Here is a 26,131-nt window from a genome sequence, read left to right as displayed (position 1 = left end):
CGGAGACCGCATAACCCTATCTTTCGGCTTGTTTCCATGCATCATAAATGCATTTTTCGGGAACAGGGTGCGTTCATGGACCGAGCCAGCATAGTCAAGGTTATCGCGCTGATGGTGACGGGGTTCGGCATCGGCATCGACTTTACGGGTGCCTTGATATTGGTACCCGCGATCGAAAACAGCTTTGACGCTGATATCACCAGCACTCAGTGGGTGCTGAATATCTATGCCCTGTTTTTTGCCATGACCATGGTCGCGGGTGGCCGCATGGGGGATATGTTTGGCCATCGCAGGATGATGCTGATTGGCCTTTCAATCTTTCTGTTTTCCTCGGTCATGTGTTTTGTTTCGCCAAGCCTGGATTTTCTGATCGCGTCACGTGCCTTGCAGGGGATCGGCGCAGGATGCGTGTGGCCCTGCACTTTGGCCTTCGGTGCCACCAAGGTTTCCAAACCAGAACACAGAGCCATGATCATGGGTCTGATCCTTGCCGGCGTAACCACCGGCAATGTCTTCGGTCCGATGATCAGCGGCATGGCCGTCAGCTTTGGTGACTGGAGGATGTTCTTTCTGGCAAATGTCGTCTTCTCGACCATTTCGATGGTGACCGCTCTTGTTTTGATGGAGCGTGAAACTCAGCACAAAAAGGGCGAGCACCTGGATTTCGCTGGTATGGGCCTTCTGTCCTTTGCGGTTTTGTTACTGCTCTACGGGCTGGACGTGGGTGCCGATTGGGGATGGACGTCAGTCCCGTTACTAATGCTGTTCTTCGTCAGCGCCGTCTTGTTTTTCTTTTTCCCGATGGTCGAAAAGCGTGTGAAAGAGCCGTTGCTGATGCCGCAAATGATGCAGAACCGCGAGTTCCGAATTACGCTGGGGCTCAACATGTTCAATGTATCGGCGGCCTTTGTCGGATTGCTGTATTTCCCGCAATATATGCAAAAGGTTCTGGGCTGGTCGGTGTTTCATTCGGCGCTTGGCCTTGCCCCGCTGACCGTTTTGTTGGCCGTCGGGTCGATCGTTTCGGGTACGCTTTATAATGACTTTGGCCCCAAACGCCTGCTGTTTTGGGGTTATCTCATCGCAACCGTGGGTGCAGTCAGTATCGTCGTGATGCCCAGTGGCCTTGGCTATTTCCAGATTTTGCCCGGCATGGCGATGATTGGTTTGGGTGCCACGCTTACTGTCGGGCCCTCCGGCACGGCCGCTGTCTGCGCCGTCAAGCCCGAACGCGCGGGGCTGGTAGGCGGATTAAGCTTTATGACCCACCTGGTCTATGGGGCGATCTCGGTCGCCTGTGCAACGGCGATCATGTATGTCACTAGCCTGTCCAGTCTTGGCAAACGGCTATCCGCAGACGGCATCAACATGTCAGAGGCGGATCAAAGGGCCATCAACGGGGGAACCCTGACAACGGACTCGGCAAAGGCGGTCATGTCCAAGCTCAGTTCGGCAGAAGCGGAAAGCGTTAAGTCCGCAATCGCTGCAGCGTTCGACACCGGTATGAACATGGCGTTTGTCTTTGCCGCCATATCTGTTTCGGTGGGTGTCGTTCTGGCGATGATGCTAGACGAAGACAAGCTGCGCAGCGTCGAAAGCTGAGTGAAAGAAAAAGGGCCGCCAATTGGCGGCCCTGGTATCTTATTGGGACGGCCCGTTTGGACTAAACGCTGAAAGACCCTTGAGAATATCAATGGCATAGGCCAGTTGATAATCCTCTTCCCGTAGTTCAGCCGTTTCCTCGGCCTTGGCGCGATCTTCCTCTATCTGGCGAATCTCATCTTCGCTCAGGCTGTCATTGTTCAGGCTGCCACGCAGATCAGCCTCGGACCGGGTGCGCGCATCGCTTTCGTCTTCTTCTGTTTCTGGCGCCGAACGCGGTTGCTCGACGATGATGTCCGGGCTGACACCAAGCGCCTGAATCGAGCGGCCCGACGGGGTATAGTAGCGCGACGTGGTCAGGCGCATAGCGCCGTCGCCCCGCAGAGGCATGACGGTCTGTACCGACCCTTTACCAAAGCTCTTAGTCCCAACAACAATCGCACGGCGGTGATCCTGAAGCGCACCTGCGACGATCTCGGACGCTGATGCAGATCCACCATTGATCAGTACGACAATTGGCTTGCCTTCGGCCAGATCGCCCGGCGTTGCATTAAACCGCTCGCCATCATTTGCGTCACGGCCGCGGGTCGAGACAATCTCGCCTTCGTTCAGGAAGGCATCAGACACTTTGATCGCCTGCGTCAACAGCCCGCCCGGGTTGTTCCTGAGGTCGAGGACAACGCCGTTGACCTTGTCGATACCGCCGATTTCGGCGATCTGCTCATTCAATCCTTCTTCCAGATTGGGGAAGGTCTGGTCGTTGAAAGTGGTTACACGCAGCACGACGCTTGTGCCTTCGGTTCGGGCGCGCACAGCAGTCAGCTTGATCGTGTCGCGGATGATGGTGACGTCAAAAGGATCAGTTTCACCTTCCCGGACGACCGTGATGATAATCTCGGACCCGACAGGGCCGCGCATCAGGTCAACGGCCTTATCCAGCGTCAGCCCCAAGATGCTTTCGCCATCAACATGCGTGATGAAGTCTCCTGCCTCGATCCCCGCCTCATCCGCCGGAGTGCCGTCGATGGGTGAGACGACTTTTACAAAGCCTTCTTCCTGTGTGACCTCGATGCCCAACCCACCGAACTCACCCCGGGTTTGGACGCGCATCTGCTCGGCGTCATCAGGCGACAGATAGCTTGAATGCGGGTCCAGCGATGTCAGCATCCCGTCAATCGCGGCTTCAATCAGTTCTTCGGGCTCAACCTCTTCGACATATTGCGCGCGAATGCGTTCAAAAATATCGCCAAACAGGTCCAGTTGCTCATACACGCTGGCCTTGTTTTCGGCCTCTTGAGCAAGCAGGGGACCGGCAATCTGTGTCGTTGCGACGATACCTGCCAGGGTTCCGGCCAAACCGGCCATCACAAATTTCTTCATACTCGTTTATCCATCCTTGTCGGTCCGAAACCAAGATTCCGGGTCCACGGGGCTGTTATCTTGTCTTACCTCTATATAGAGCGTTTCTGACCGCTCAGTTCCAGTGCCATCACCGCTTGTTGACAAAATAGCGCCTATTTCTGGTGTTTCCCCGGGCATCAACCCGACCGGAGTGCCCTCGGGGATCACTTGTCCGGTCTCGCCATAAACCTCCTGCAAGCCTGCAAAAACGAACAGCAGTCCCGGCTGAGGTTCAAGAATTATCAGGTTGCCAAGTTCCAACAAAGGCCCGCGATATCGAATGGTTGCGGCAGTTGGCGACGTGACAATCGCGCGTGGCCGGGTTGCCAGGACGATACCTGGTCGGGTGACACCTGCAGCATCAGATTCGTTGGCGTGGTGCAAAATGACACCCCGCGCTGGCAGAGCGATCTGGCCTTGTCGGTTTGAAACATTCGCATCGGTCTGCGCGATTTCACCTTCCGATATTTCCGACAATCCGCTGGCAAACCCTTCCAGAGTTTCGGTCGAGGAAATCAGAATGGCGGTGCGGATCGGGTCTTCTACAAATCTGCGGGGCAAGTCCGTTCTATCAGAGATCGCTTCGCTCAACTTGGTGCGCGCGGTCTGCACCCCAACCAACCCTTCGGTCAGGGTTTCAGACGCGTTTTGCTGCAAAAGGCGCAGCGTCTGAACCTCATGCAGGTTTTCGGCCAATGCCTGTGCGCGGGCATTCAAGGCCGGAGTGACTTCGGACAGCATCATCCCGGCGCGCGCCGACCCCAACGGGCCAGACGGGTGCAGCATGAGAACCGGCGGCGCGGTTGTCTCAATGGTTTGAAGGACACCCAATAGCTGGGCCACATCCTCTTCGCGTGCGTGCAGTTCGGCGGTCAATTGGGCCTCACGCGTGGCGGCCCGGCGCAAACCGTCCCGCATTGCTGAAAGCCCGGCTTCATAGGCCTGTATTGTCGCAGTCAGTGCGCGTACGCGATCTCGGGCACTGTCAGCTTCGGTCAGTGCAATTGACGCCTGTTCAAGTTTGCGCGCGGCGTTCAGCGCAGCCGTCGACGGATCAGTCTGTGCGCTGGCAGGCGACGTGAGAGCCATCGCCAGAATAAGCGCGCGAAGCGTCATGACAACAAACTCTGCCCGGTCATCTCTGGCGGCTGGTCAATATTCATCAGGGCTAGAAGCGTGGGTGCCAGATCAGACAAACGCCCATCCCGCAGCGACGCACCGGATGGGCCGCCAATCAAAGCAACCGGCACCGGGTTCAGCGTGTGAGCAGTGTGGGGTCCACCGGTTTCTGGGTCGACCATCACCTCGCAGTTTCCGTGATCAGCCGTCACGATCATCGCCCCGCCCGCCCTTTCAAGCGCCGCAACTACCTGTGCCAGACCTTGATCCACCACTTCGCAGGCCTTGATCGCCGCCTGCAGATCACCCGTGTGCCCAACCATATCCGGGTTGGCATAGTTGGTGACGATCAGGTCATAGCCTTCTTCGATCGCTTCGACGAACTTGGCCGTAACGTCGGCAGAAGACATCTCGGGCTGCAAGTCATAGGTCGCGACTTTGGGCGATTTGGGCATAAAGCGATCCTCGCCCGATTCCGGGGTTTCCTTGCCACCATTCAGGAAAAAGGTGACGTGCGGGTATTTTTCGGTCTCTGCCAGACGGAACTGGCGCAGTCCCTGTTTGGCCACCCATTCGCCCAGCGTGTTTACGATATCGCGCTTGGGGAAGACGGTGGTCATATAGGCGTTGTGGCCGTCGGAATATTCGACCATGCCCAAAAGCGCGGATAGCTGCGGGCGCGGCCCCGTTTCAAAGTCACCAAAGCCGGGTTCCCCGATGGCGCGCAATATTTCGCGCGCGCGGTCAGCGCGGAAGTTCAAGCAGAAGAACCCGTCTCCGTCTTTTACGCCATCGAATTCAGCCAACACCGTCGGCACAATGAACTCGTCGGTTTCTGACTGGTTGTATGAGTGGTCAATCGCGCCATGCGCTGTGGCTGCCGCTCGCCCCTGCCCTTTGATCATCGCGCCGTATGCTTCGCTGACGCGTTCCCAGCGGTTGTCGCGGTCCATCGCAAAATAGCGCCCGCTGACTGTCACAATACGTGCACCTTCCGGCAACCGGCCTTCCAGTTCTGCAACGTAGGTAAACGCAGATTTTGGGGCCACATCGCGGCCGTCGGTTACAGCGTGCAAAGCCACCGGAACTCCGGCATCCGTGATCGCCTTTGCCGCGGCGACTATATGGTTCAGGTGCCCGTGTACGCCCCCGTCCGAAACCAGACCCATCAGGTGTGCCGTGCCACCTGACGCTTTCACCTTGGTGATGAAGGCTTGCAGCGCCTCGTTTTCGAAGAACGAGCCATCTTCAATCGCCAGATCAATCTGCCCCAGATCCATCGCCACAACGCGCCCGGCGCCGATATTGGTATGGCCAACTTCGGAATTGCCCATCTGACCACTGGGCAGCCCAACATCCGGGCCATGCGTGATCAAGGTCGCGTGCGGCCCGTTCGCCATGATCTTGTCAAAGGTTGGCGTGTTCGCCAGCAAGGGTGCATTGGCGGTCGTGTCCTCTGACAGACCCCAACCATCAAGAATACACAGGACAACTGGTTTGGGGGCGGTCATTTCGGCTCTCCGGATTATCTGCTCTTGGTTGGTCTTGTATCGTCTGGCCTGCGGCGGGTGAACCGCCTTTATTCCGTTAAGCCTAAGAATTCATACAGCGGGCTAGTCTTTGCTGGTGAGCTCCCGGTAAGGCCGTGCTGTCCGGCTCCGGTACTTCACCGTCAGTTCCAGCGGAGCGTCGTTTTCATCGTAGACCCCGACCACGACTCCGCGCCCTCGGCTTTTGGTGCGCATTTCGATCAACTGTTGCTCGGACCGGGTGGTGCGCTGCGACTGGCGACGTGTCCATCTGAAAAGATGCGAATACATGTCCGCGATAACGTCTTCATGATCCGCAGAGCCACCCAAATCGTTCAGTTCATTCGGGTCATTCTCCAGATCAAACAGTAATGGGCGATGCCCGCCTTCGCAGTGGATCAGTTTCCACTTTTTGTTGGCGACCATGAACATCACGGCATCCCGAACTGACGCGTTCAGCTTGTCCGCAATCGGAGACGCAGAATAGTCGTATTCGCAGATCACTACATCCCGAGGTGTTTCCGTGCGCAGACCGTGTAGGATCGGCAACAGGGAATGCCCTTCCAGAATGTGATACGCAACTTCTTGGCCAGTTACGTCAACGAAAGTTGGGGCAAGGTCGATCGACTCGACCAGAGCATCACAAACCGTTCCGCGCGTGCTGTCAGCTTCGGGCGAAGGGTCGTAAATGATCAGGGGAACCTTGGTCGAGGCATCATGGAAGAACGTCTTTTCCCCCAACCAGTGATCGCCCAGAAAATCTCCGTGGTCCGAGGTCAGAACGATCATGGTATCGTCCATCCGACCGGTCTCTTCCATCCACTCAAACAAGCGGCCCATCTGATCGTCCGCCTGTTTGATCAATCCCATATAGGCCGGGATCACGGCGTCCCGAACGTCTTCACGGGAAAAGGTCTGCCCCACCTTGGTGTCCATAAAGGCCCTGAGGATCGGATGGGCGTTCTGCCGCTCGGTTTCAGCGCGGACAACGGGCAGCATATGTTCAGGCCCATACATCGAGGCGTAAGGTTCCGGCACAATGTATGGCCAGTGGGGTTTGATGAAGCTCAGGTGACAACACCACGGACCATCATGAGATCTCATGAACTCGATCCCCCGTCCGGTAAGGTACGGCGTTTCGCTGTCTTCCTCGGCGATGTTGGCGGGCTCGGCCGAGTTTTTCAGAAACCAGCCCGACAAGACATTGCCGTCCGCATCCAAACCGGAATTGGCAAAGTCATGCCAGGGATTGTCGCTCTCATAACCCTTGGCGGTCAGAAACTTGTTGTATTCCTTCGCGCCGTCAGGGTCGTAATACCCATCCGGCCCTTCTGGAAGCATCCCGTCGTCGCGTTCAAACACATCGAAGCCGCATTCTGCTACGCGCGCGCCGATCAGGCTGTCAGGCTCCAGACCCAGCCGCGCCATGCCATCGGCATCTGCCCGCATATGAGTCTTTCCGACCAGCCAACACTCCATCCCGGCTTTGCGCAGATGATCCCCCATTGTCATTTCACCTACCTTGAGCGGAATGCCGTTCCAGGACGCGCCGTGCGAATGCACATAGCGCCCGGTATAGGTGGACATGCGCGACGACCCGCAGATCGGCGACTGGATATAGGCGCGATCAAAACGCACCCCACGCGCTGCCAATCGGTCAATATTTGGGGTGTGTAAGTGTGGGTGGGCGTAGCAACTCAGGTAATCCCAGCGGAGCTGGTCAAACATGATGAACAGAATGTTTTTGGCTTTGGCCAACGCGATGCCTCCCCGATCGTCAGGGTCGCAGATTAGCCAACCCCTGCCCGTCGGTTAAGCGCAAATTACACCTGCGCCTCGCGTTCCATCTGGTCCAGCATTTTCTTGGCGCGCTTGCATTGCAATTGATCGCGCAGCGGGCTGTTTGGGTCGACGTCTTTCTGGCAAACCACGCATTTATCAGCACCCGAGATTGCGTTCAGGCCGCCGCAGCTACCTTTGATGGTCTTCCCCATCAACATGACACCCAGTGACATGCCCACCATCACAAGGGCCAACAGGATAAATGCCAGAATAAAGGTGCTCATATCTGTTCCTGCTTTCAGTTGGCGCCCAAAGCGTCTTTGAACGCGGTGCTATGTACTGTGATATAGGCATCTTCGCCGCCTGTCACATCCCGCGAGATGAAATACACGGCAAGTTTATGCTTCTCGGCCAGTTCCATACCTTTTTCCTGACCTAGCGCCAGCATTGCCGTCGCCCACGCATCCGCCATCATCGCGTTTTCGGCCAGTACGGTCACCGATGTGGTCCGGTGCGTGATTGGCCGCCCGGTGATGGGGTCGATGATATGCGAATAACGCACACCGTCCTGTTCGAAGAAATTCTTGTAATCGCCGGATGTTGCCATGCCCAGATCGTCCAATTGCACGATCAACTGCAGGTTCTGCGCCCCTGCTTCGGGTTTCTCGATCCCGATCCGCCAAGCCTCGCCCTTATCGTTTTCACCCATGGTGACCAGATCGCCGCCGATCTCGACCATGTAATCCTCAATCCCCGCATCCCGCAGGGTGCCTGCAACGGCATCAATTCCATAACCCTTTGCGATGGCCGACAAGTTGATCCCGACCCCGGCATCCGACTTGGCCAAAGTCCCGGCCTCAGGATCCAATGTCAAAAGTCGCGCCTGCCCGACACTGTTCAATGCAGCCTGAATGTCTTCGTCCGAGGGAACAGGGTCTTCGGGTTTACGCGGTCCGAATCCCCAGAGTTCAATCAGAGGTCCAAGCGTTACATCGAATGTACCGCCAGATTTTTCGTGGACGTCATTGGCCGCCGCGATGACCAGGGCAAACTCATCTGAAACCTGCGTCGGCTCGGTGCTCTGTGACTTGGAAAACTTAGAAACTTCAGAATTTTCGTCCCAATTGGACATCTTGGCATTTACGTCTGCCAAGGTTTCCTCAACCGCAACAGCAAGGGCCTCTTCGTCGATGTCCAAGCCAATCGCCGTGATGTTAAAGGTTGTTCCCATCGTCTCGCCAGACAAACGCACGACGTCTGGCTCTTTGTCGAACAAACAGCCGGATACGAGTGTCGCAACAGCCAGAATAGGCAAAAGACGCATGCGGGAATCTCCTGTGGAAAAGCGTGATCGGCGTATGCCAGTGGCCTTTGCCAGAGTCAAACCAGCCTTACAGTTTCAAGGGCATGAACCCCAGCACAAGCAGGCCAATTCCTGCCGGAACTCCAAACAGCCAAGCCTTCTTTTGCCAACCCGGGGCCTGCTTTTTCCATGTCATGCGGAAATTGTGGCCGCATACGACCACAACGAAGAAGATCAATGCGGCAACAGGGGGGGTTAGGTAAAGGTCAGACAAAAGGTCGATTATCCTGTGTGTTAGGCGGTTTTTCACGCTTGGGGCAATTGAACCCTATACAGGTCGCAAAGCTGCGCTAAGGTAAACTACAAAAGAAGAGGAGATTTCCCATGGCACCAAGCTCTTATCAGCCCCCAACGCGCGGCGACAAGGCCGAAACCGCGACGCGCAGCCAGTCCGTGGAATCCAACCTTTCCCATTCCCAGACGACTGTTGCGAAATTGATGGAAGGCAAAGGCGACGCGGTTTTTGCAGTGCGGCCGAACGATACGATCCACTCGGTTGTAAACATCCTCAAGGAAAAGCGGATCGGGGCTGTCGTTGTGACCGATCAGAACGGGAAACTGCATGGTATCCTGTCCGAGCGCGACATCGTGCGCCGGATGGCGGACACCCCCGGTCAGACACTTCCGCAATCGGTCGAAGACCTGATGACTCGCGAGGTCAAAACCTGCGCGCCAGAAGATTTGTTGAACGATGTACTGAAAACCATGACCGAAGGCAGATTCCGCCACATGCCAGTTCTGAGTGATGGAAATCTGCGCGGTGTCATTACCATTGGCGACGTTGTCCATTTTCGCTTGAAAGAGCTGGAATACGAAGCGTTGCGCATGAAGCAAATGATCGTGGGCTGAGAAACCCCTTGACCTTGGGCCAATGACAGTATCCCTGATGCAAAAAAGTCTGCGATAGGTTCGAGGGTTGCATGAAACGGGTTCTGGTCACCGGTACGGCGGGTTTCATCGGTTTCCATCTGGCAAAGCTGCTGTTGTCCGAAGGGTTTCGGTTGCACGGCTATGACGGGATGACCGATTACTACGACGTGACACTCAAACAGCGACGCCACCAGATGCTGTTGCAGACGCCGGGTTTCTCGGCCACCGAGGATTTGCTGGAAAACCACGACCGTCTTGTGCAGGTCGCGGACGAGTTTCAGCCGGAAATCATCGTGCACCTCGCCGCTCAAGCCGGGGTGCGCTACAGTCTCGAGGATCCGCGAAGCTATATCAACTCGAATGTTGTGGGCACGTTCAACGTCATGGAGGTGGCGCGCGAACACAAGGTCGAACACCTGCTGATGGCGTCGACGTCGTCTGTCTATGGCGCGAACGAAGAGATGCCCTTTACCGAGGTTGAAAAGGCCGACACGCCGTTGACGATCTATGCCGCCACCAAGAAGGCAAACGAGGCGATGGGTCATTCCTACGCGCATCTATGGAACCTACCGACGACCATGTTCCGGTTTTTCACGGTATATGGTTCTTGGGGGCGTCCGGATCTGGCATTGTACAAATTCGTGGACGCGATTTTGGACGACCGCCCCATCGACATTTACAACCACGGTGACATGTATCGCGACTTTACCTATGTAGACGATCTGGTGCGGGGTATTCGGCTGTTGATCGACGTGCCGCCTGTGCGGCCGGATAGTGCCGACGATATCGCCGAGGGCGACAGCCTGTCCCCCGCCGCGCCGTGGCGTGTGGTCAATATCGGCAATGGCGACAAGGTGCGGCTGATGGATTTTATCGAAGCCATCGAAGAAGCCGTCGGAAAGAAAGCCATCCGCAACTACATGCCCATGCAAATGGGGGATGTGCCAGCAACGTGGGCGAACAACGATCTGTTGCAGGAATTGACGGGCTATCGGCCACAAACAGATTTCAAAGACGGGATTGCACGCTTTGTCGAATGGTTCCGCGACTATCATGGAAAATGACGCATATGTTTGAAACCGATCCAAACTCGCGCAGAATTGCCGTGATCGGACTGGGCTATGTTGGCCTGCCTCTGGCCGTGGCGTTCGGGAAGATAGCTCCGGTGGTTGGGTTTGATATTAACCCCGACCGAATAGACGCGTTGCGTGCCGGGCACGATTCCACGCAAGAGGTTGAACCCGATGACCTAAAAGCCGCAACTGGCCTGACGTTCACCTCTGATCCGTCAGAGATTGCGGCCTGCGATACCTATATCGTCACCGTCCCCACACCGATCACCGCTGGTAAGCAGCCTGATCTGACGCCTTTGCTGCGCGCGTCGGAAACCGTTGGCCACGTGTTGAAACCCGGTGATCTGGTGATCTATGAATCCACGGTATACCCCGGAGCCACCGAGGAAGACTGCGTACCGGTTCTTGAGCGCGTGTCCGGTCTGACCTTCAATCGTGATTTCTTTGCCGGTTACAGCCCCGAGCGGATCAACCCCGGCGACAAGACGCACCGGATCGCGGACATCTGCAAGGTTACATCCGGCTCGACCTCCAAGGTGGCCGATCTGGTGGATGCGCTTTACGCGCGGATCATTTCGGCAGGCACCCATAAGGCTGAAAGCATTCGCGTGGCCGAGGCTGCCAAGGTGATCGAGAACACGCAGCGCGACCTGAACATCGCGTTGGTCAACGAACTGGCGATGATCTTTGGCCGGATGGATATAGACACCGATGCGGTTCTGCGCGCCGCGGGAACCAAGTGGAACTTTCTACCTTTCCGCCCCGGTTTGGTTGGCGGGCATTGTATCGGCGTCGACCCCTATTACCTGACCCACAAGGCCGAGGCCGTGGGCCATCACCCTCAGATCATTCTGGCTGGGCGACGGTTGAATGACAGTATGGGCGGCTATGTGGTCTCGCAACTGGTCAAACGGATGATGCGCAACGGGATCAATGTTGCCGCTGCCCGTGTGCTGGTGATGGGGCTGACTTTCAAGGAAAACTGCCCCGATCTGCGCAATACCCGCGTTGTCGATATCATTCACGAACTGCAGGACTATGGCGTCACGGTCGATGTCTATGATCCCCACGCCGATCCTGCCGCCGCGCAGGCTGAATACGGAATTTCATTGATCAAGCAGCCGGAAACTGGGGGTTACGACGGCATCGTTCTGGCCGTTGCACATCGGGAATTTCTGACGCTCGAACCCGCTAAGATACGCGCCCTTGGCAAGGATCAAAGCGTGTTGTTCGACGTCAAATCCTGCCTGCCGCCCGAGGCCAGCGACCTGCGGCTGTAAAAAAAACCGGCGCTCGGAAGCGCCGGTTTTTCTGTCTTATCCGCCGAAATCGTCCAGCATGATGTCTTCGCGGTCCACGCCCAGATCCAGCAGCATGTTGATGACCGACTGGTTCATGATCGGCGGGCCACACATGTAGAACTCGCAATCCTCGGGCGCGGGGTGGTTCTTGAGATATTCATCGAACAGCACATTGTGGATGAAGCCGGTATAGCCTTTCCAGTCATCCTCGGGTTGGGCATCCGAAAGGGCCACATGCCATTCGAAATTGTCGAACTCTTCGGCCAGTTGGTCGAAATCCTCGACAAAGAACATCTCTTTTTTCGACCGCGCGCCATACCAGAAGCTGATCTTGCGGTCGCGGTTTTCCAGACGCTTGAGTTGATCGAAGATGTGGCTGCGCATGGGGGCCATGCCTGCACCACCGCCGATAAAGACCATCTCTTTCTGCGTGTCGCGGGCGAAAAACTCGCCAAACGGACCCGAGATCGTGACCTTGTCGCCCGGTTTCAGGTTGAAGATGTACGATGACATCTGACCCGGCGGGATACCATCCGAACCCGGAGGCGGCGAAGCCACGCGGACGTTCAGCATGATCATGCCCTTTTCGTCCGGGTAGTTGGCCATCGAATAGGCGCGCTCGATCGGTTCGGCCACGACGGATTCGTATTGCCAAAGATTGAACTTGTCCCAATCCTCGCGGTATTCCTCTTCCACGTCGAAATCGGTGTATTTCAACGCATGCGCGGGGGCTTCGATCTGGATGTAACCACCTGCGCGGAAGTTCACATCTTCACCCTCGGGCAGGTCCAGTGTCAGTGCCTTGATGAAGGTCGCCACGTTTTCATTCGAGCGAACGGTGCATTCCCATTTCTTGACGCCAAAAACCTCTTCTGGGACTTCGATATCCATGTCCTGCTTGACTGCAACCTGACAGGACAGGCGGTCGCCACAGGCGGCCTCGCGCTTGGTGATATGGCTTTCTTCGGTCGGCAGGATCGAACCGCCGCCCGAATGCACCCGCACCCGGCACTGCGCACAGGTACCGCCGCCGCCGCAGGCGGAGGGTACGAACAATTTCTCGGCCGCAAGCGTTTGCAGAAGTTTGCCACCGGCGGGGACCGAGATGGTTTTCTCACCGTTGATGGTGATGTTCACGTCCCCGGTCGACACCAGTTTAGAGCGCGCGGCCAGAATGATTGTCACCAGCGCGATGACGATTACGGTGAAAAGGGCTACGCCTAAGCTAAAAGTTTCCATTGCGCCCTCCTTACAGTTTCACGCCCGAGAAGGACATGAAGGCCATCGCCATCAGACCTGCGGTGATGAAAGTGATGCCCAGCCCCTGCAGGCCGTCGGGAATGTCCGAGTATTTCAGCTTTTCGCGCACGCCCGCCATCGCGGTGATCGCTAGCGCCCAGCCAAAGCCGGAGGACAGACCATAGGTCGCTGCCTCGGCAAAGTTATAGTCGCGCTCCACCATGAACAGCGAACCACCCAGGATCGCGCAGTTCACCGTGATCAAGGGCAGGAAGATCCCCAGCGCGTTGTAGAGCGGCGGGAAATACTTGTCCAAAACCATCTCAAGGATCTGAACCATCGCCGCAATCACGCCAATATATGAGATCAGGCCAAGGAAGGTCAGGTCCACATCCGGGAAGCCTGCCCAGGCCAGCGCGCCCGGTTTCAGCAGATAGTTCAGCAGCAGGTTGTTGGCGGGCACGGTGATGGCCTGTACCACCATAACCGAGATGCCCAGACCCAGCGCGGTTGAGATTTTCTTGGACACGGCGATGAAGGTACACATCCCCAGAAAGAAGCTGAGCGCGAGGTTTTCGACAAAAATGGCCTTTACAGCCAGTGAGATCAGACCTTCCATCAGTGGGCCTCTACCTGCTGAATTTTGTATTCACGCTCTTCCACCTGGTTCGGCTTCCATGTGCGGAAGGCCCAGATGATCAGACCGATGATGAAAAACGCTGACGGCGGCAGCAGCAGCATGCCGTTGGGCACGTACCAGCCACCGTTGTTGACGGTCTCCAGAATGGTGATGCCAAACAGCGATCCGGCGCCGAACAGCTCGCGGATGAAGCCCACCAGCAGCAGGATCAGGCCATAGCCCATACCGTTGCCCATACCGTCAATGAACGACGCGACGGGCGGGTTCTTCATCGCAAACGCCTCGGCCCGGCCCATCACGATACAGTTGGTGATGATCAGACCTACGAAAACCGACAGTGTTTTCGAAATTTCAAACGCATAGGCTTTCAGCACCTGATCCACCAGGATCACCAGCGAGGCGATGATCACCATCTGCACGATGATACGGATCGAGCCGGGGATCTGGTTGCGCAGGCACGAGATGAAGAAGGACGAGAACGAGGTCACGAACGTCACCGCCAGCGCCATCACGAAGGATACCTGCAGCGACGAGGTCACCGCCAGCGCCGAACAGATGCCCAGCACCTGCAGCGTAATCGGGTTGTTGTCGACAAGCGGGTCGACCAGCATCTCTTTTTTGGTCTGAGACATCAGATTTCTCCTGCTTGCAGTTTGGCCAGGAACGGAGCGTAGCCCGCATCCCCCATCCAGAACCTTACAAGGTTATCAACACCCACCGAGGTCAGCGTTGCCCCTGCCAGTGCATCCACATAAAAATCAGGGCCAGCGGCAGGCTGCGATTTGGCGATGGTAATCTGAAGCTCACCCGCATCATCGCGCAGCTTCTTGCCGTTCCACAGCGCCCTCCAGCGCGGGTTATCTACCTCGGCCCCAAGGCCCGGCGTTTCACCATGCTGATAGAACTGTAGGCCGAAGATATCGTTGCCGTTGTTCTCCAGCGCGATAAAGCCAAAAAGTGTGGACCAAAGGCCATATCCATGCAGCGGAAGGATCACCTTGTCCAGTTCACCGGAATCGTCTCGCAGCAGGTAAATCACGCGGTATTTGGATTGGCGTCCGATACCTGCGGGGTCATTGTCCAGCGCGATGCTGAGGTCAGGATCACTGGCCGCAGCGATGTCATCGAACGTGGTGGCATCGAACTGATCGTCCACGAACTGACCGGTCGACAGTTCCAGCACATGTGGTTCAAACGCGGCAAATGCCTCGGAAACGTCGACGCCCGGCTCATAGACGCCTGCGACCTGCAGCACGTTGACCTGCTTGTCTTTCAGCGCGTTCGCTTCCTGCACAGGACGCAGGCTGACTGCCGCCGCAGACACAACCATTGAGGCCACCAGACATACGGCAACCGCGACAAAGATCGTTTTGCCAACTGAATCAGGCGAGGCCGCAAGGAACTTGGCAATCGCGCCTTTCGGTTCTGGGGATTGCGTATCAGACATGGCGACGCGCCCTCCGTTTGATGTTTGCCTGAACGACGAAATAGTCGATCAGCGGTGCAAAGACGTTGCCGAACAAGATGGCCAGCATCATGCCCTCGGGGAAAGCCGGATTGATCACGCGGATCATCACAACCATGACACCGATCAAGGCGCCATAGATGTAACGGCCCATATTGGTGTGGCTGGCGGAAACGGGTTCTGTAACCATGAAGGCCAGACCAAAGGCGTACCCGCCCAGAACGATGTGCCAGTACCAGGGCATCGCGAACATAGGGTTGGTGTCCGACCCGATCAGGTTCAGCAGCAGGGTAAAGCCGATCGTGCCCGCCAGGCAGCCGAGGATCAGGCGATAATTGGCAATCCTTGTCATCAACAGGAAGGCCAAACCAATCATACACGCCAGCGTCGATGTCTCACCAAAGCTGCCTTGAATTGTTCCGAAGAACGCATTGGCCCAGGTAATCCCATCAGCCGCCAGCGCCTGAACGCCTTCGGCTGCGGTGATACCCAGCGCGGTCGCCCCGGAAAAACCGTCGACCGGGGTCCAGACTGAATCCCCCGACATTTGCGCAGGATAGGCGAAATACAGGAACGCCCGCCCCACCAGTGCGGGGTTGAGGAAGTTCTTACCGGTGCCGCCAAACACTTCCTTGCCGATGACAACGCCGAAGATGATGCCCAAAGCCACCTGCCACAGCGGTGTCGACGCGGGCAGGATCAGCGTGTAGAGCATCGATGTGACAAGGAAGCCCTCGTTAACCTCATGCCCGCGCACGGTGGCAAAGATGACCTCGAAAATACCGCCCGCGACCAGTGTCGTGATGTAGATCGGCAAGAAATAAAGCAACCCGTGCAACACATTGGCAAACAGGCTGGACGGATCCAACGAAATGCCGAACATCTGCAGCAAAGCAATACGCCAGCCGGTCGCGGCATCCGGCCCCAGCGTGGCAATGGCCGAATTCGCCTGATAGCCCGTGTTCCACATCCCCCACAGGATACAGGGGATAGTGGCGATCACGACATAGGTCATGATCCGCTTCATATCCACGTAGGACCGTGCGTGTGGGGCAACGGTGGTGACGGTTTTCGGAGTGTAGATGAAGCTTTCGACCATCTCGTAGATGGGGAAATACTTCTCGTACTTGCCGCCCTTGGTAAAGTTCGGCTCGATCCGATCGAAGAAGCTGCGCAAACCCATGTGGATCAGCCCTCCTTTTCAATCTTGGTCAGGCAGTCGCGCAGCGCCAGCCCATATTCATATTTTGCTGGGCAGGCAAAACCGACCAGGCCCAGATCTTCTTCGTCAAGTTCCAGCGCCCCAAGCGCTTGGGCTGTATCCGTATCCATGACCAACAGCGCCCGCAGCAACTGTGTCGGCAGATAATCCTGCGGCATCAGTTCTTCGAACGTGCCCGTTGGAACCATTGCACGGCGGCCGCCATTCAGATTGGACGTAAATGCAAACAGCTTTTTGGCAAAGGCAGAACCCAGAACCGGTTGAACGGCGTATTTTGACGGCATTGGGCGTATCCAACCCATCGGAATCTGGTCAGGGTCTTCGCGGATGATCGAAATCTGGCGCGCAAAACGGCCAAGATACGCGGTGGGGCCGTCTGCTAGTTTTCCCGAGAGGATCGAGCCCGAAATAATCCGCGCGGTGCCGTCAATTTCGATCTCGTCCCGGGTCAGGTCATCTGTCGACGCGCCCATGACCGTTCGGATCAAGCGTGGGTGGCGTGCACCGGGGCCCGACAGGGCAATCACAACATTCGGGTCCAGATGTCCTGTCTGCATCAGCCGGCCAATCGCGATTACATCCTGATATCCGATCGTCCAAACCTGCTTTTCGCCGGCCAGAGGTTCCAGAAAGTGGATATGAGTCCCAGCCAGACCAGCCGGATGCGGGCCGGAAAATGCTGCCGCTTCGACATCCGCAAGATCAGACCCCGGCAGCGAATCCCCTTCCTGTTGACACAGATACGTTTTGCCATCCGTCAGAAGCGATACCGCCTTCAGCCCCTCGACAAATGCCTCGCCCGCGTCGTTTATGATGACGGCCGCGTCACCGGAAAGGGGCTCACTGTCCATTGCGGTGACAAAGATCGCCGCAGGCTTAGAGCCCGGTGCAGGCATTTTCGAATAGGGGCGCGTGCGGAAAGCTGTCCAAAGACCAGAGGTGCACAGCTTGGCAATAACACCTTCGGCGCTGTCCGGGTTACCCGTCGCCGAGAAATCCAAACCCACATCGTTTGGGTCTGACACCTCGATCACGACGCTCTGCAAAACACGACGCGCGCCACGGTTGACCGCGACGACCTTCCCAGTCAGAGGCGCAACCATCATCGCTTCGGGCATGTCCTTGTGGCAGAACAGCGGCGTCCCCCGTTGTACCTCATCGCCTTCCTGAACCAGCATCCGTGGTTTCAGGCCAAGATAGTCACCACCCAGAACCCCAACGGTCGAAAATTCCGGACCGGGTTGAATTGTCTGCTCCGGGGCGCCCTGCACCGGCAATTCCAACCCCTTTTTCAGTTTGAAAGTTTGCATGTCGCTACGGTCTTCCAAGCCTTGTTGCTGCACCACTCCGTTTTGGCACTCACATAGTGGCACAAAACGCTGTGAACGTGGGAGCCTTGGAGCAAAAAAAAAGCGCGCGGCGCTCAGTCCTGATCTATGGCTTCCTTTCGATCACGGACCCTTTACGCGCGGATGCTGACAAACGCAAACCCGTTACGGCTAAAATCGGCATCGGAATTTCACTTTCGGAAGAACAGCCTTATTTTAAGCCTTCTTAAATTGCATATCGCACCCGGAATGCTTCCGGTGTAAGCACCCAGAATGGAACACGCTGACACACTAGAGATTTTTTTGGTGGCCACGCCCGGCCTTGAAGCACCGCTTCGTGCCGAAACGCAACAGAAGGGATTCGCCGATGTCACCGCCGTTCCTGGCGGGGTGATTTGCCGAGGGACATGGTCCGAGGTGTGGCGTGCGAACCTGTGTCTTCGTGGCGCAAACAAGGTTCTGGTCAGGTTGGGTAGCTTTCCTGCTGTGCATTTGGCCCAACTTGACAAACGGGCGCGTAAATTTCCCTGGTCTCAGTTTCTGCGCCCCGATGTTCCTGTCCGGGTTGAGGCAACCAGCCGCAAGTCCCGAATTTATCACGCCGGTGCCGCGCGCCAGAGGATCGAGCGTGCGATTACCGAAACTTTTGGCGTTCAGGTGTCACCTGAAGCCAGTTTGCGCATATTGTTGCGTATCGAAAAAGATATCTGCACGTTTTCTGTAGACACATCCGGAGACCCTCTGCACAAGCGCGGTCATAAACCTGCGGTCGCAAAGGCACCAATGCGCGAGACAATGGCCTCTATGTTGCTGCGCGAATGTAGGTTCGACGGAACTGAGCCGGTACTTGACCCAATGTGCGGATCGGGAACCTTTGTGATCGAAGCGGCGGAAATTGCTTTGAACCTGAACCCGGGTCGATCGCGCTCATTCGCGTTCGAAAGTCTCAAGACTTTTGATCCCGCCATCTGGGCCGACATGCGGGCCCAACATGCGCCCTCAGAAGCAGATGTCATGTTTTTCGGCTCGGACCGAAACGCAGGAGCCGTCGACGCTTCGACTTCTAACGCCGAATGTGCAGGCGTCGCCAGTGTAACCAGATTTCAAACGCGATCTGTCAGCGACATCAAACCCCCGACGGACCGGGCGGGGCTTGTCATCATCAACCCCCCTTATGGTGCAAGGATCGGCGACGAAAAACGTCTGCGTTCCGTCTATGGGACGCTGGGCAAGGTCCTGACCTCAAAGTTCGTGGGCTGGAGGGTCGGATTGGTCACAAGTAATGCCTCGCTGGCGCGCTCCACTCGTCTACCCTTTTTACCTGCGGGGCCGGTGGTGGATCACGGCGGTACCAAAATCCGACTTTATCAAACAGAACCCTTGGCCTGACATGGAGCAAACTACTGTGTTCAAGTTGTCCTCAGCCATTTTGGTGCGCGACGCACAAAATCCCCCTTGCGCATCCAAATCGCCGGGTATAGACCCCCCGCCACGGTCGGAGTGTAGCTCAGCCTGGTAGAGCACTGTCTTCGGGAGGCAGGGGTCGGAGGTTCGAATCCTCTCACTCCGACCAACAAAACAAGGCCCCTGAGGGCGCCTTTGTTGTTTTTGAGACAGTGATCCGAGGTTCATTGAACCTGAGCGCTGGTCAAATTCCAATGCACTGGCTGCTTTACGCAGATGCTCCGGGCTATAGCGCACGTATCCACGACGATCACATTGCAGAGACCAAAAGTTATCGCATCAAATGGGGCTTTCTGCGAAAGCCAATCGGAGAAAGTAGGATCATCGAGACTCTTAAAACGTGCACTGCTGCTCGTTCTGCGGTTCAGCAATAGCCGCCAAACCGGCGGTTGCTACGACTGTATGTTGCAAACCGTGATCAGCACTCTCGCTGGATTTGACATCAAGGCAGAACTATCGGAGGAAATTCGAGTTTCTGGCGAGCAGAATGTCTACCGAAAAAGAGAGGATACGACCGAACGAAGACAACCCTTCCGCCAAATTGCATTTATTGCATTTTCTGAGGGGTAAACAATTTTGTGGCCAAAGGTTCCGATTGAAAAAAGCCTTAGGATTCGGCTCTCAACCATGGACGAAAGTTCTTGCGGGCATGGTTACATTCTATCTCTCAATGAAACACCACCTATGCATCAAAGGATGCTTAAATGTAGCAGTTGACCGCATAAATAAGATTGAAATTTGGCGATGCCAGCCGCAATGGCCACCAAGTTTCGTTCCGGTCCGGGAAGTGAAAACGAAGAATGTTTTTCAAATTCTGGATCGGATTCACATGTTCCAAGGCCATATAATAGTCATAGGGCAGCCCTGCATTTTCAGCGGCTTTTCTAGCACCAAGGTTGCGACCCAATTGCCATAGATGCCCAGGATCACATGGTAACAAAAGAGAGATAACGCCGCCTGGTCGAACTATTTTTACCCATTGCTCCAGAACCGCGGCAGGGTCCGGGACGTGCTCCAGCACGTGGGTGGCAATCAGACGATCAACGCTGTTATCCTCGAAGGGGGAATCGGCAGCTGAGAGTTGTTGGATTTCTACTCGGTCGTCCCAGGTCTTCCTTTCCAGCCACTCGATGACCTTTGGGTCATGGTCCGCGGCGATGTACCGGTCGAAACCATGCTTCACAAACGGGAAATGGGCCATGGTTCCGACACCCATTTCAAGGACGGTCGGATAGTGATCCTCCAGCCGATGGTCCTTTTCGGTCAGGACATGGGTCCGGCGTAGAACCTGAGCGCTCAGAGAATTGGAATAGTTTGCGGCATCATAGTTTTCGAGCCATTTTTGCTCGAACGTGCTCCAGTCTGGTTTTTGAACGAAGTTCTTCATCTTCTGCCCTCTGCCGAAACGCTCCATTTGGAGGCCGCTATCACCAATTTGCAACTACGAAAAGCTTTCGTGCGGCAAACCGATTTATATGTAGGTGAACGCATCTTTCTCGCTGTAATTTCGTCTCAACGTAAAAGAAGCACCCATAAAGACAACAAGGCCTTTTTCATTAGCGACCCATCCCGCAAATTCGTTTTTTGGATAGCCATCGCGGTGTTGCTGGCTGGAAACCTCATTCAATTGACGACCTTCATCAACCATGACGTGGGCTGGGTTTTGTATTCATCCGGGCGCCTTTTGGACGGTGGAACATTTGGCCGTGAAATTATTGCGGCGAACCCGCCGCTAATCTGGTGGATTTCAGCAATTCCGAATGCTGTGGCGCGGTTGACAGGGCTGGGCGCCCTTGTCGTCTTTCGGATTGGCGTCCTTTGCCTCTCGGTGTTGGTTGTGATCGACCTCTACAGAAAGCTGTCCGAGAAAACTCCGGCCTTGATGTTCGCAGGAATATTGATCCTCTTTGCTGCCTTCGTAGGCTACGGTGCCAACAGGGATTTCGGGCAGCGCGAACATTTGGCGGTCATTCTCTGTGTTCCCTACCTTGTCAGAGCAGCGGAACTGATCGACACTGGCGGCACGTCGAACCGCACAAATTGGCTTGCAAGTATCGGGGCAGGCATTGGAGTCGCGTTCAAACCGCACTTCGTCCTCATTCCGATATTCGTGGAGCTGTTTGTTGCGCTGCGCCTTAGAAGCGCGAAACACCTGTTCCGAGCGGATCTATTGGTATCGACGGCAACGATCGCGGCTTACATCCTGGCAGTGTTGGTTTTTGCACGTCCGTACATCACAGAAGTTATCCCGAGCGTAAGGGAAGTCTATTGGGGATTTGGCTGGCCCGTGGGTCACGTCATCTGGGTCAATTTCGAAATCGTTTCCCTTGTTGTACTGGCCTTTGCCATTGTCAGTCTTAACCGCTTCCCTGCGCTTGCAACCACAACCTGCCTGGCAGCGGTTGGCTTTCTCGGCGCGGCGTTGTTGCAGAAGAAAGGGTATAGCTACCACCTCTACCCAGCCTCTGCATTTGCGCTTGTCGCGCTGGTAAGCACCTTGAGTTCCGCGCACAGGCACTTGCGCGCGACGTCAGCTTTAGTACTTGGTCTGGCGGTCATCTACCTAGGTCAAACAGCCTATCTCGAAAATCGGAAGCGGGGAGCTGAGGGAATTTACGGCAGAGAAGTCCAAGCTGTTATTGACGTCGTGCAGGAACACGTGCCTGAAGGCGGAAACTTCCTTGCGATTTCGACCCATCCGTTCCCAGGCTTCCCGGTGACCAATTATGCTGCCCGGGATTGGCTTGCGGCTTCGAACAGCCGGATCGGCCTGCCGGCGATTGTGCGTTTGCGAGCGGGTGGGATCACCGCATCTCAGTCCGATTTGTTGAAACGGGTTGAGCAACGAGAGCAACGGGCGATGTTGCTGGACTTGTCACACAATCCGGACATAGTGCTTGTTCACGTCGCAGCCCGCAGGCACGCTATCGGAAACTCGGACTTTGACTTCCTATCATTCTACCTCGAGGACCCCGATATTCGGAAGGTTTGGGAGGAATACGTGGAGATAGACGCGGGACTTGAAAACTTTAGAAGCTTCAAACGAAAGCGCTCGGAGGAATCGTGAATAAGAACCACGAAACCAACCAGAGCGCGCCCGCGGTTGCGGTTGTCATCCCCTGCTTTCGATCGGGGGGCAGTGTTGGCTCGGTGATTTCCCGGATACCTGAACTGGTTAAGATAGTCTACTGTGTGAATGACGCAAGCGATGACAATTTGCCCGAGGTTTTGGAGGAGATTTCTAGCGCCAACCAACGCGTCCGAGTGCTGAACCATGATGAGAACCAGGGAGTCGGAGGCGCCACCGTCACAGGCTACAAGGCCGCCATCGATGACGGGATGGAGATCATCGTAAAGCTGGACAGCGACGGCCAGATGGACCCCAGCCTGATCCCGGCGCTGATCGCCCCGATCGTTAAGGGCGAAGCGGATTACGTGAAGGGCAACCGGTTCTTCGACCTGGAGAGCGTGAAAACCATGCCTAAGTTACGTCTGCTTGGGAATGCGGGTCTTTCATTCATGAACAAGATCTCAAGCGGCTATTGGCATTTGTTTGACCCCACTAACGGCTTCACCGCCCTTCATGCCGAGGTTGCGCGGGTGTTGCCCCTGGACAAACTACACAAGCGGTACTTCTTTGAATCCGATATGCTGTTTCGGCTTGGCACCTTACCTGCCGCTGTAACCGACGTGCCGATGGAAGCAATTTATGGTGATGAAGTCAGCAACCTCCGGGAGTTTGATGCCCTGTTTAAATTCCCGGTGCTGCACGGCAAGAATTTCTTCAAACGGCTTGCTTATAATTTCTTCCTCAGGGATTTCAGCACGGCGTCGCTGTATTTCATCGTCGGGGTGATCCTTTTCTTCTTCGGCCTGTTTGTTGGTATCACCGCGTGGATTTCGAGCGCACAGACCGGCTCCCCTGCCACGGCTGGTACGGTCATGTTGAGCGCCCTGCCGCTGTTGGTGAGTATCCAGATGCTCTTGACTTTCTTCGGCTATGATGTCGCCAGTTCCCGGCGTCCGGCATTGTTTCCGCATATTGGACGGGTGCGTGTACTGAAGGCGAGTTCGGAGGCGGCTAAGGCTTTGGAGGCCGGGAAAACCGTGGAAACTGGTGCGCCCGCTCAAGAAAAAACGCAGCGATAATCAAAGCGAGCAGCATGGTCGGGCGGGCAACCACAGCGACTGCCGCGGCATCACGGCCGGTTTCGCCGAACATCATCAGCGCGCCCACCGCGCCTGCCTCGACAAATCCGATGCCTGCGACTGAGACCGCCAATGCGCCCGCAAGGTTGAGAAAGAAGACCATGATCCAGCACTCAAATAACGACAACTGATGGCCGGCGGCGGAAAACCCTAACCAGACGCCCACCCCGGCGCAGAGCCAAATGGACAGAGTGAGTACGCTGCGCAGCATCCTGTTGGTGCTGCGGAACTGGCTGGCCTCACGCAGGTTCTTAAACCAGCCTTGAGCGCCTGCCCCTTCTGGTAAAATTAGTGACAAGAAGCTGAGGATCGAGCGAATGGCGAGTTCCGTCCAGATCAGGGACGCAAAGGCGAGAATGGCCAAGATGGCCGCCAGTTCCGGTTGCACCCTGATGCTCGCCAGACCCACGGCTCCGAGGCCAAGGATCGCGAAGATGTCCCGAAGTCTCGACAGAACGATTGTGCCCACCGCATTGGACAAATCCACACCGACCAGTTTCTTCGCCAAGGCAGGGAAGGCGATGTCGCCCGAGCCGGACGGTGCAACGATGAACACCAACTGGTGATAGGCCGCGAGCCTGCACCAGTTCTTGAAATTGCTGAACCCTTCGGTTGCGTTGCAGATCAGTCGAAGGTTCAGCGCGCGCAAAGCGAGCATCACCACGTAAACCACAACACAGGCGAGGGCGTAGCCTGGACTGATGCTGGCAAGATCAATCTCGTCAAACCCTCCGAACCAGACAAGGGCCGCGAAGAGAAGGACCCCGAAAGCCGCGCTGGCAACGCCCTTAACGGTGAGCGAGTTCATAGCCATAGGTTTCTGCAAGTGGTCCACAAATCTCCTTCTCTGCCGCTTCGTTTCCGGCGTCGGAACTCAGCGGTGTCGGGTTCACACGGGACTTAAAGATCGGGTCGTCTGCCTGAGGCATATTTCCAAGCTCGAAAAGTGCAAAGAGCTTTTTCAATGCCCCCATACGGATGCCCGGTGTCTCGGAGAAAATGTCTTCGTAGCGAACACGCTCGTAGTGGCTGGCAAAGGGCTTCAGCTCTTCGATCTTGGTGTTGCACCACGTCCATCGCCAAAGCGCTCTTTCATAATCATCAAGTTGCTGCCAGCTGGCGGGCCTCGGGGATGGGTAAGGTTTGGCAAACGGAATATGGTCGATGACGCGGCGCAAATTGACGGATGCCTTGAATGTCGTAATGGACCGCGCCCAATCCGCCGGGTGCCGTACGACATGCAGAACCCGTAGCTCGCGCCCGTCCATCGGCAGAGTGTCGGCGACTGTGCACAGAAACGGATTGATCTCGATATAATTGCGTCCACCGGGATGGCGTTCGCACTGCTGAGCCTGGGACCATCGGCGGATCAGCGCGCTTGCAATCCCCCAATCGTTTCGCAAATTGCCCAGCATCATCAGATACCGCGACGGGGAAGGCTCATGCTCCACCTCCATCGTCGGTTCAAATTCACGGATCAGGCGTTCCAGAAAAACGGTCCCAGTCCGCCCCGCTGACAAGACGTAGCGGCTCACCTCGCTTCTGGAATTTTGGCTCATCTGGGCTTGTGTTACTGCTGCGTTTTTTCTGTGCGCCATTTGATCTTGGAGTTTGGGTCATTTAATAACCAATAGCAAGCAGTGCGTATCAGTGGCAGCGTCTGACTCCCGCGACGTTTTTCAACGTGCTGCCAATCCGAAGAATAATAGGTTTCCCCCGTGGGGTTTTCTCGTTGGTCGCGAAACGCGCAAAGCAGTCATTTGAAGCCACCAATTGAATAGCAGGTTTGTTCCGTATTTTACCAGTTCGCTCTTTTTGATGCGAACGGCAGAGTGCGAAAATGGCCCTCGCTCTTAGAAAGTCCCCGTACCAGCTAAATTATACGCGTTTTGCGAAAAAATCTGTGGTCGGAAGGAAAAAGATCACCGCCAAAAGCGGCCTTCGTTCCTGTCAAATCCTGAACATGATAGTGTGACAACTCGGTGAGCACTGACCAAATTTCTTCGAGGCTGACATGCTCGCTCCAGCCGGTGTCTTTCCAGCGCGCGCTGAATTCGACGATCTGGAGGGCTTTGCACATGTGAATTTAGTTACTCGGGACGGGAATGCGTTAAGTTAGAAATTGTTCGAAGATGGCGTTTTCGACCGCTTGGGCGCTGGCATTGCGTTTCCTGGTAACAACCTTTTCGGTGAGTGCGCACAGGCCAATAATTACCATCCCTGGGATGAGCCGCAGCCACGCCGCCGGTGGGAAAGGCCCTTTGTTGCGCAAAGATTCGAGAAGAATCCATAGCAAGAAGGGTATGGCGGCTCTGGTTGCCCATCTGACCGGCTTCATCTTTTCTTCGGCTTCTACAGTCTGGCAGGCGCTTTCTAGTAGGCGCTCAATATCCTGGCCAAGCCGCAGCTTGCGTGGGGTAGTTTCAGTACATCATCGGGAAATTCTTCATTAAGCATCAGCTTACTAGCCTCAATACACTGTCGATTCTTGTCGTGTCCTGTTCCCCACTTTCAATCGACAGGG

At 56.0% G+C, this 26,131-nt stretch carries 23 protein-coding genes and 1 tRNA gene; 8 read left to right on the top strand and 16 right to left on the bottom strand.

The genetic code is table 11. The features are described 5' to 3' along the window. The first annotated feature begins 75 nt into the window (after positions 1-75). Positions 76-1,602 (top strand): MFS transporter, encoded by a 1,527-nt coding sequence (locus tag GOX73_RS17820; RefSeq protein ID WP_171126779.1) that lies wholly within the window; start codon positions 76-78, stop codon positions 1,600-1,602. A 39-nt stretch (positions 1,603-1,641) separates the two neighbouring features. Here the strand turns inward: GOX73_RS17820 and GOX73_RS17815 are convergent, their stop codons facing one another. From GOX73_RS17815 to GOX73_RS17785, 7 genes are all read right to left on the bottom strand, one after another. Beyond that, entirely contained in the window at positions 1,642-2,982 is a 1,341-nt protein-coding gene (locus tag GOX73_RS17815) for a S41 family peptidase (RefSeq protein WP_171125663.1), read from the bottom strand. Positions 2,983-2,988: 6 nt separating this feature from the next. Continuing rightward, positions 2,989-4,119, bottom strand: a complete 1,131-nt coding sequence (locus GOX73_RS17810) for a murein hydrolase activator EnvC (protein WP_171126778.1) — start codon at positions 4,117-4,119, stop codon at positions 2,989-2,991. Next, entirely contained in the window at positions 4,116-5,633 is a 1,518-nt protein-coding gene (gene gpmI, locus GOX73_RS17805; protein WP_171126777.1) for a 2,3-bisphosphoglycerate-independent phosphoglycerate mutase, read from the bottom strand. Before gpmI ends, GOX73_RS17810 begins: the two co-directional genes overlap by 4 nt. A gap of 102 nt (positions 5,634-5,735) precedes the next feature. Beyond that, positions 5,736-7,409, bottom strand: coding sequence for a sulfatase-like hydrolase/transferase (locus GOX73_RS17800; RefSeq protein ID WP_171126776.1), 1,674 nt, complete (start codon positions 7,407-7,409; stop codon positions 5,736-5,738). Positions 7,410-7,474: 65 nt separating this feature from the next. Then, on the bottom strand, positions 7,475-7,717 hold the full coding sequence (gene nqrM / locus GOX73_RS17795) for a (Na+)-NQR maturation NqrM (protein WP_171126775.1): 243 nt from the start codon (positions 7,715-7,717) through the stop codon (positions 7,475-7,477). A gap of 14 nt (positions 7,718-7,731) precedes the next feature. Continuing rightward, positions 7,732-8,757, bottom strand: coding sequence for an FAD:protein FMN transferase (locus tag GOX73_RS17790; protein WP_171135047.1), 1,026 nt, complete (start codon positions 8,755-8,757; stop codon positions 7,732-7,734). A gap of 67 nt (positions 8,758-8,824) precedes the next feature. Further along, a complete protein-coding gene (locus tag GOX73_RS17785; protein ID WP_171126773.1) occupies positions 8,825-9,010 on the bottom strand; it encodes a hypothetical protein in 186 nt (61 codons plus the stop codon). Between the two features lie 110 nt (positions 9,011-9,120). On the opposite strand from GOX73_RS17785, the gene GOX73_RS17780 reads away from it, so the two are divergent. The 3 genes from GOX73_RS17780 to tviB all read left to right on the top strand — a co-directional run bounded on the left by GOX73_RS17780 (position 9,121) and on the right by tviB (position 12,019). Further along, positions 9,121-9,645, top strand: a complete 525-nt coding sequence (locus GOX73_RS17780; RefSeq protein WP_171125651.1) for a CBS domain-containing protein — start codon at positions 9,121-9,123, stop codon at positions 9,643-9,645. A 71-nt stretch (positions 9,646-9,716) separates the two neighbouring features. Beyond that, positions 9,717-10,730 carry an NAD-dependent epimerase/dehydratase family protein gene (locus GOX73_RS17775; protein WP_171126772.1) on the top strand — a complete coding sequence of 338 codons (1,014 nt, stop codon included), beginning with the start codon at positions 9,717-9,719 and terminating at the stop codon, positions 10,728-10,730. Between the two features lie 5 nt (positions 10,731-10,735). Beyond that, positions 10,736-12,019, top strand: a complete 1,284-nt coding sequence (gene tviB / locus GOX73_RS17770; RefSeq protein WP_171126771.1) for a Vi polysaccharide biosynthesis UDP-N-acetylglucosamine C-6 dehydrogenase TviB — start codon at positions 10,736-10,738, stop codon at positions 12,017-12,019. Positions 12,020-12,055: 36 nt separating this feature from the next. Here the strand turns inward: tviB and nqrF are convergent, their stop codons facing one another. Genes nqrF through GOX73_RS17740 form a run of 6 tightly spaced genes read right to left on the bottom strand, consistent with a single transcriptional unit; the run spans position 12,056 to position 17,916 of the window. Next, positions 12,056-13,279 carry an NADH:ubiquinone reductase (Na(+)-transporting) subunit F gene (nqrF, locus tag GOX73_RS17765; protein ID WP_171126770.1) on the bottom strand — a complete coding sequence of 408 codons (1,224 nt, stop codon included), beginning with the start codon at positions 13,277-13,279 and terminating at the stop codon, positions 12,056-12,058. Positions 13,280-13,289: 10 nt separating this feature from the next. Further along, positions 13,290-13,898 (bottom strand): NADH:ubiquinone reductase (Na(+)-transporting) subunit E, encoded by a 609-nt coding sequence (nqrE, locus tag GOX73_RS17760; RefSeq protein WP_050603817.1) that lies wholly within the window; start codon positions 13,896-13,898, stop codon positions 13,290-13,292. Further along, positions 13,898-14,551, bottom strand: coding sequence for an NADH:ubiquinone reductase (Na(+)-transporting) subunit D (locus GOX73_RS17755; protein WP_171125643.1), 654 nt, complete (start codon positions 14,549-14,551; stop codon positions 13,898-13,900). The genes nqrE and GOX73_RS17755 overlap by 1 nt, the downstream gene beginning before the upstream one ends. Beyond that, entirely contained in the window at positions 14,551-15,366 is an 816-nt protein-coding gene (locus GOX73_RS17750) for a Na(+)-translocating NADH-quinone reductase subunit C (protein ID WP_171126769.1), read from the bottom strand. Before GOX73_RS17750 ends, GOX73_RS17755 begins: the two co-directional genes overlap by 1 nt. Beyond that, a complete protein-coding gene (locus GOX73_RS17745) occupies positions 15,359-16,567 on the bottom strand; it encodes an NADH:ubiquinone reductase (Na(+)-transporting) subunit B (protein WP_171125640.1) in 1,209 nt (402 codons plus the stop codon). Before GOX73_RS17745 ends, GOX73_RS17750 begins: the two co-directional genes overlap by 8 nt. A 5-nt stretch (positions 16,568-16,572) precedes the next feature. Next, positions 16,573-17,916, bottom strand: a complete 1,344-nt coding sequence (locus tag GOX73_RS17740) for a Na(+)-translocating NADH-quinone reductase subunit A (RefSeq protein ID WP_171126768.1) — start codon at positions 17,914-17,916, stop codon at positions 16,573-16,575. 291 nt (positions 17,917-18,207) lie between these two features. Between GOX73_RS17740 and GOX73_RS17735 the strand changes: the two genes are divergently transcribed. Both GOX73_RS17735 and GOX73_RS17730 read left to right on the top strand, forming a co-directional pair. Then, on the top strand, positions 18,208-19,323 hold the full coding sequence (locus GOX73_RS17735) for a class I SAM-dependent RNA methyltransferase (protein ID WP_171126767.1): 1,116 nt from the start codon (positions 18,208-18,210) through the stop codon (positions 19,321-19,323). Between the two features lie 107 nt (positions 19,324-19,430). After that, positions 19,431-19,507: transfer RNA gene (locus GOX73_RS17730), tRNA-Pro, on the top strand. A gap of 591 nt (positions 19,508-20,098) precedes the next feature. Here GOX73_RS17730 and GOX73_RS17725 read toward each other — a convergent pair. Then, the gene (locus GOX73_RS17725) at positions 20,099-20,812 is read right to left on the bottom strand and encodes a bifunctional 2-polyprenyl-6-hydroxyphenol methylase/3-demethylubiquinol 3-O-methyltransferase UbiG (RefSeq protein WP_254429243.1); all 714 of its coding nucleotides are present in this window, start codon (positions 20,810-20,812) and stop codon (positions 20,099-20,101) included. Between GOX73_RS17725 and GOX73_RS17720 the strand changes: the two genes are divergently transcribed. Next, positions 20,768-22,465, top strand: a complete 1,698-nt coding sequence (locus GOX73_RS17720; protein ID WP_171126766.1) for a hypothetical protein — start codon at positions 20,768-20,770, stop codon at positions 22,463-22,465. The two genes, GOX73_RS17725 and GOX73_RS17720, sit on opposite strands and share 45 nt — an antisense overlap. Beyond that, positions 22,462-23,547: a glycosyltransferase family 2 protein gene (locus tag GOX73_RS17715; RefSeq protein ID WP_171126765.1), complete on the top strand. Its 1,086-nt coding sequence runs from the start codon at positions 22,462-22,464 to the stop codon at positions 23,545-23,547. The genes GOX73_RS17720 and GOX73_RS17715 overlap by 4 nt, the downstream gene beginning before the upstream one ends. On the opposite strand, the gene GOX73_RS17710 is transcribed toward GOX73_RS17715, so the two are convergent. Together GOX73_RS17710 and GOX73_RS17705 are read right to left on the bottom strand one after the other, a co-directional pair. Continuing rightward, a complete protein-coding gene (locus GOX73_RS17710; RefSeq protein WP_171126764.1) occupies positions 23,480-24,421 on the bottom strand; it encodes a lysylphosphatidylglycerol synthase transmembrane domain-containing protein in 942 nt (313 codons plus the stop codon). The genes GOX73_RS17715 and GOX73_RS17710 overlap by 68 nt on opposite strands. Continuing rightward, a complete protein-coding gene (locus GOX73_RS17705; protein ID WP_171135046.1) occupies positions 24,396-25,142 on the bottom strand; it encodes a hypothetical protein in 747 nt (248 codons plus the stop codon). Before GOX73_RS17705 ends, GOX73_RS17710 begins: the two co-directional genes overlap by 26 nt. Positions 25,143-26,131 lie beyond the last annotated feature (989 nt).

Origin of the sequence: Ruegeria sp. HKCCD7221, from assembly GCF_013031225.1 — a bacterium.
Classification (GTDB): Bacteria; Pseudomonadota; Alphaproteobacteria; order Rhodobacterales; family Rhodobacteraceae; genus Ruegeria.
This window is presented reverse-complemented; position numbering and strand designations above follow the sequence as displayed.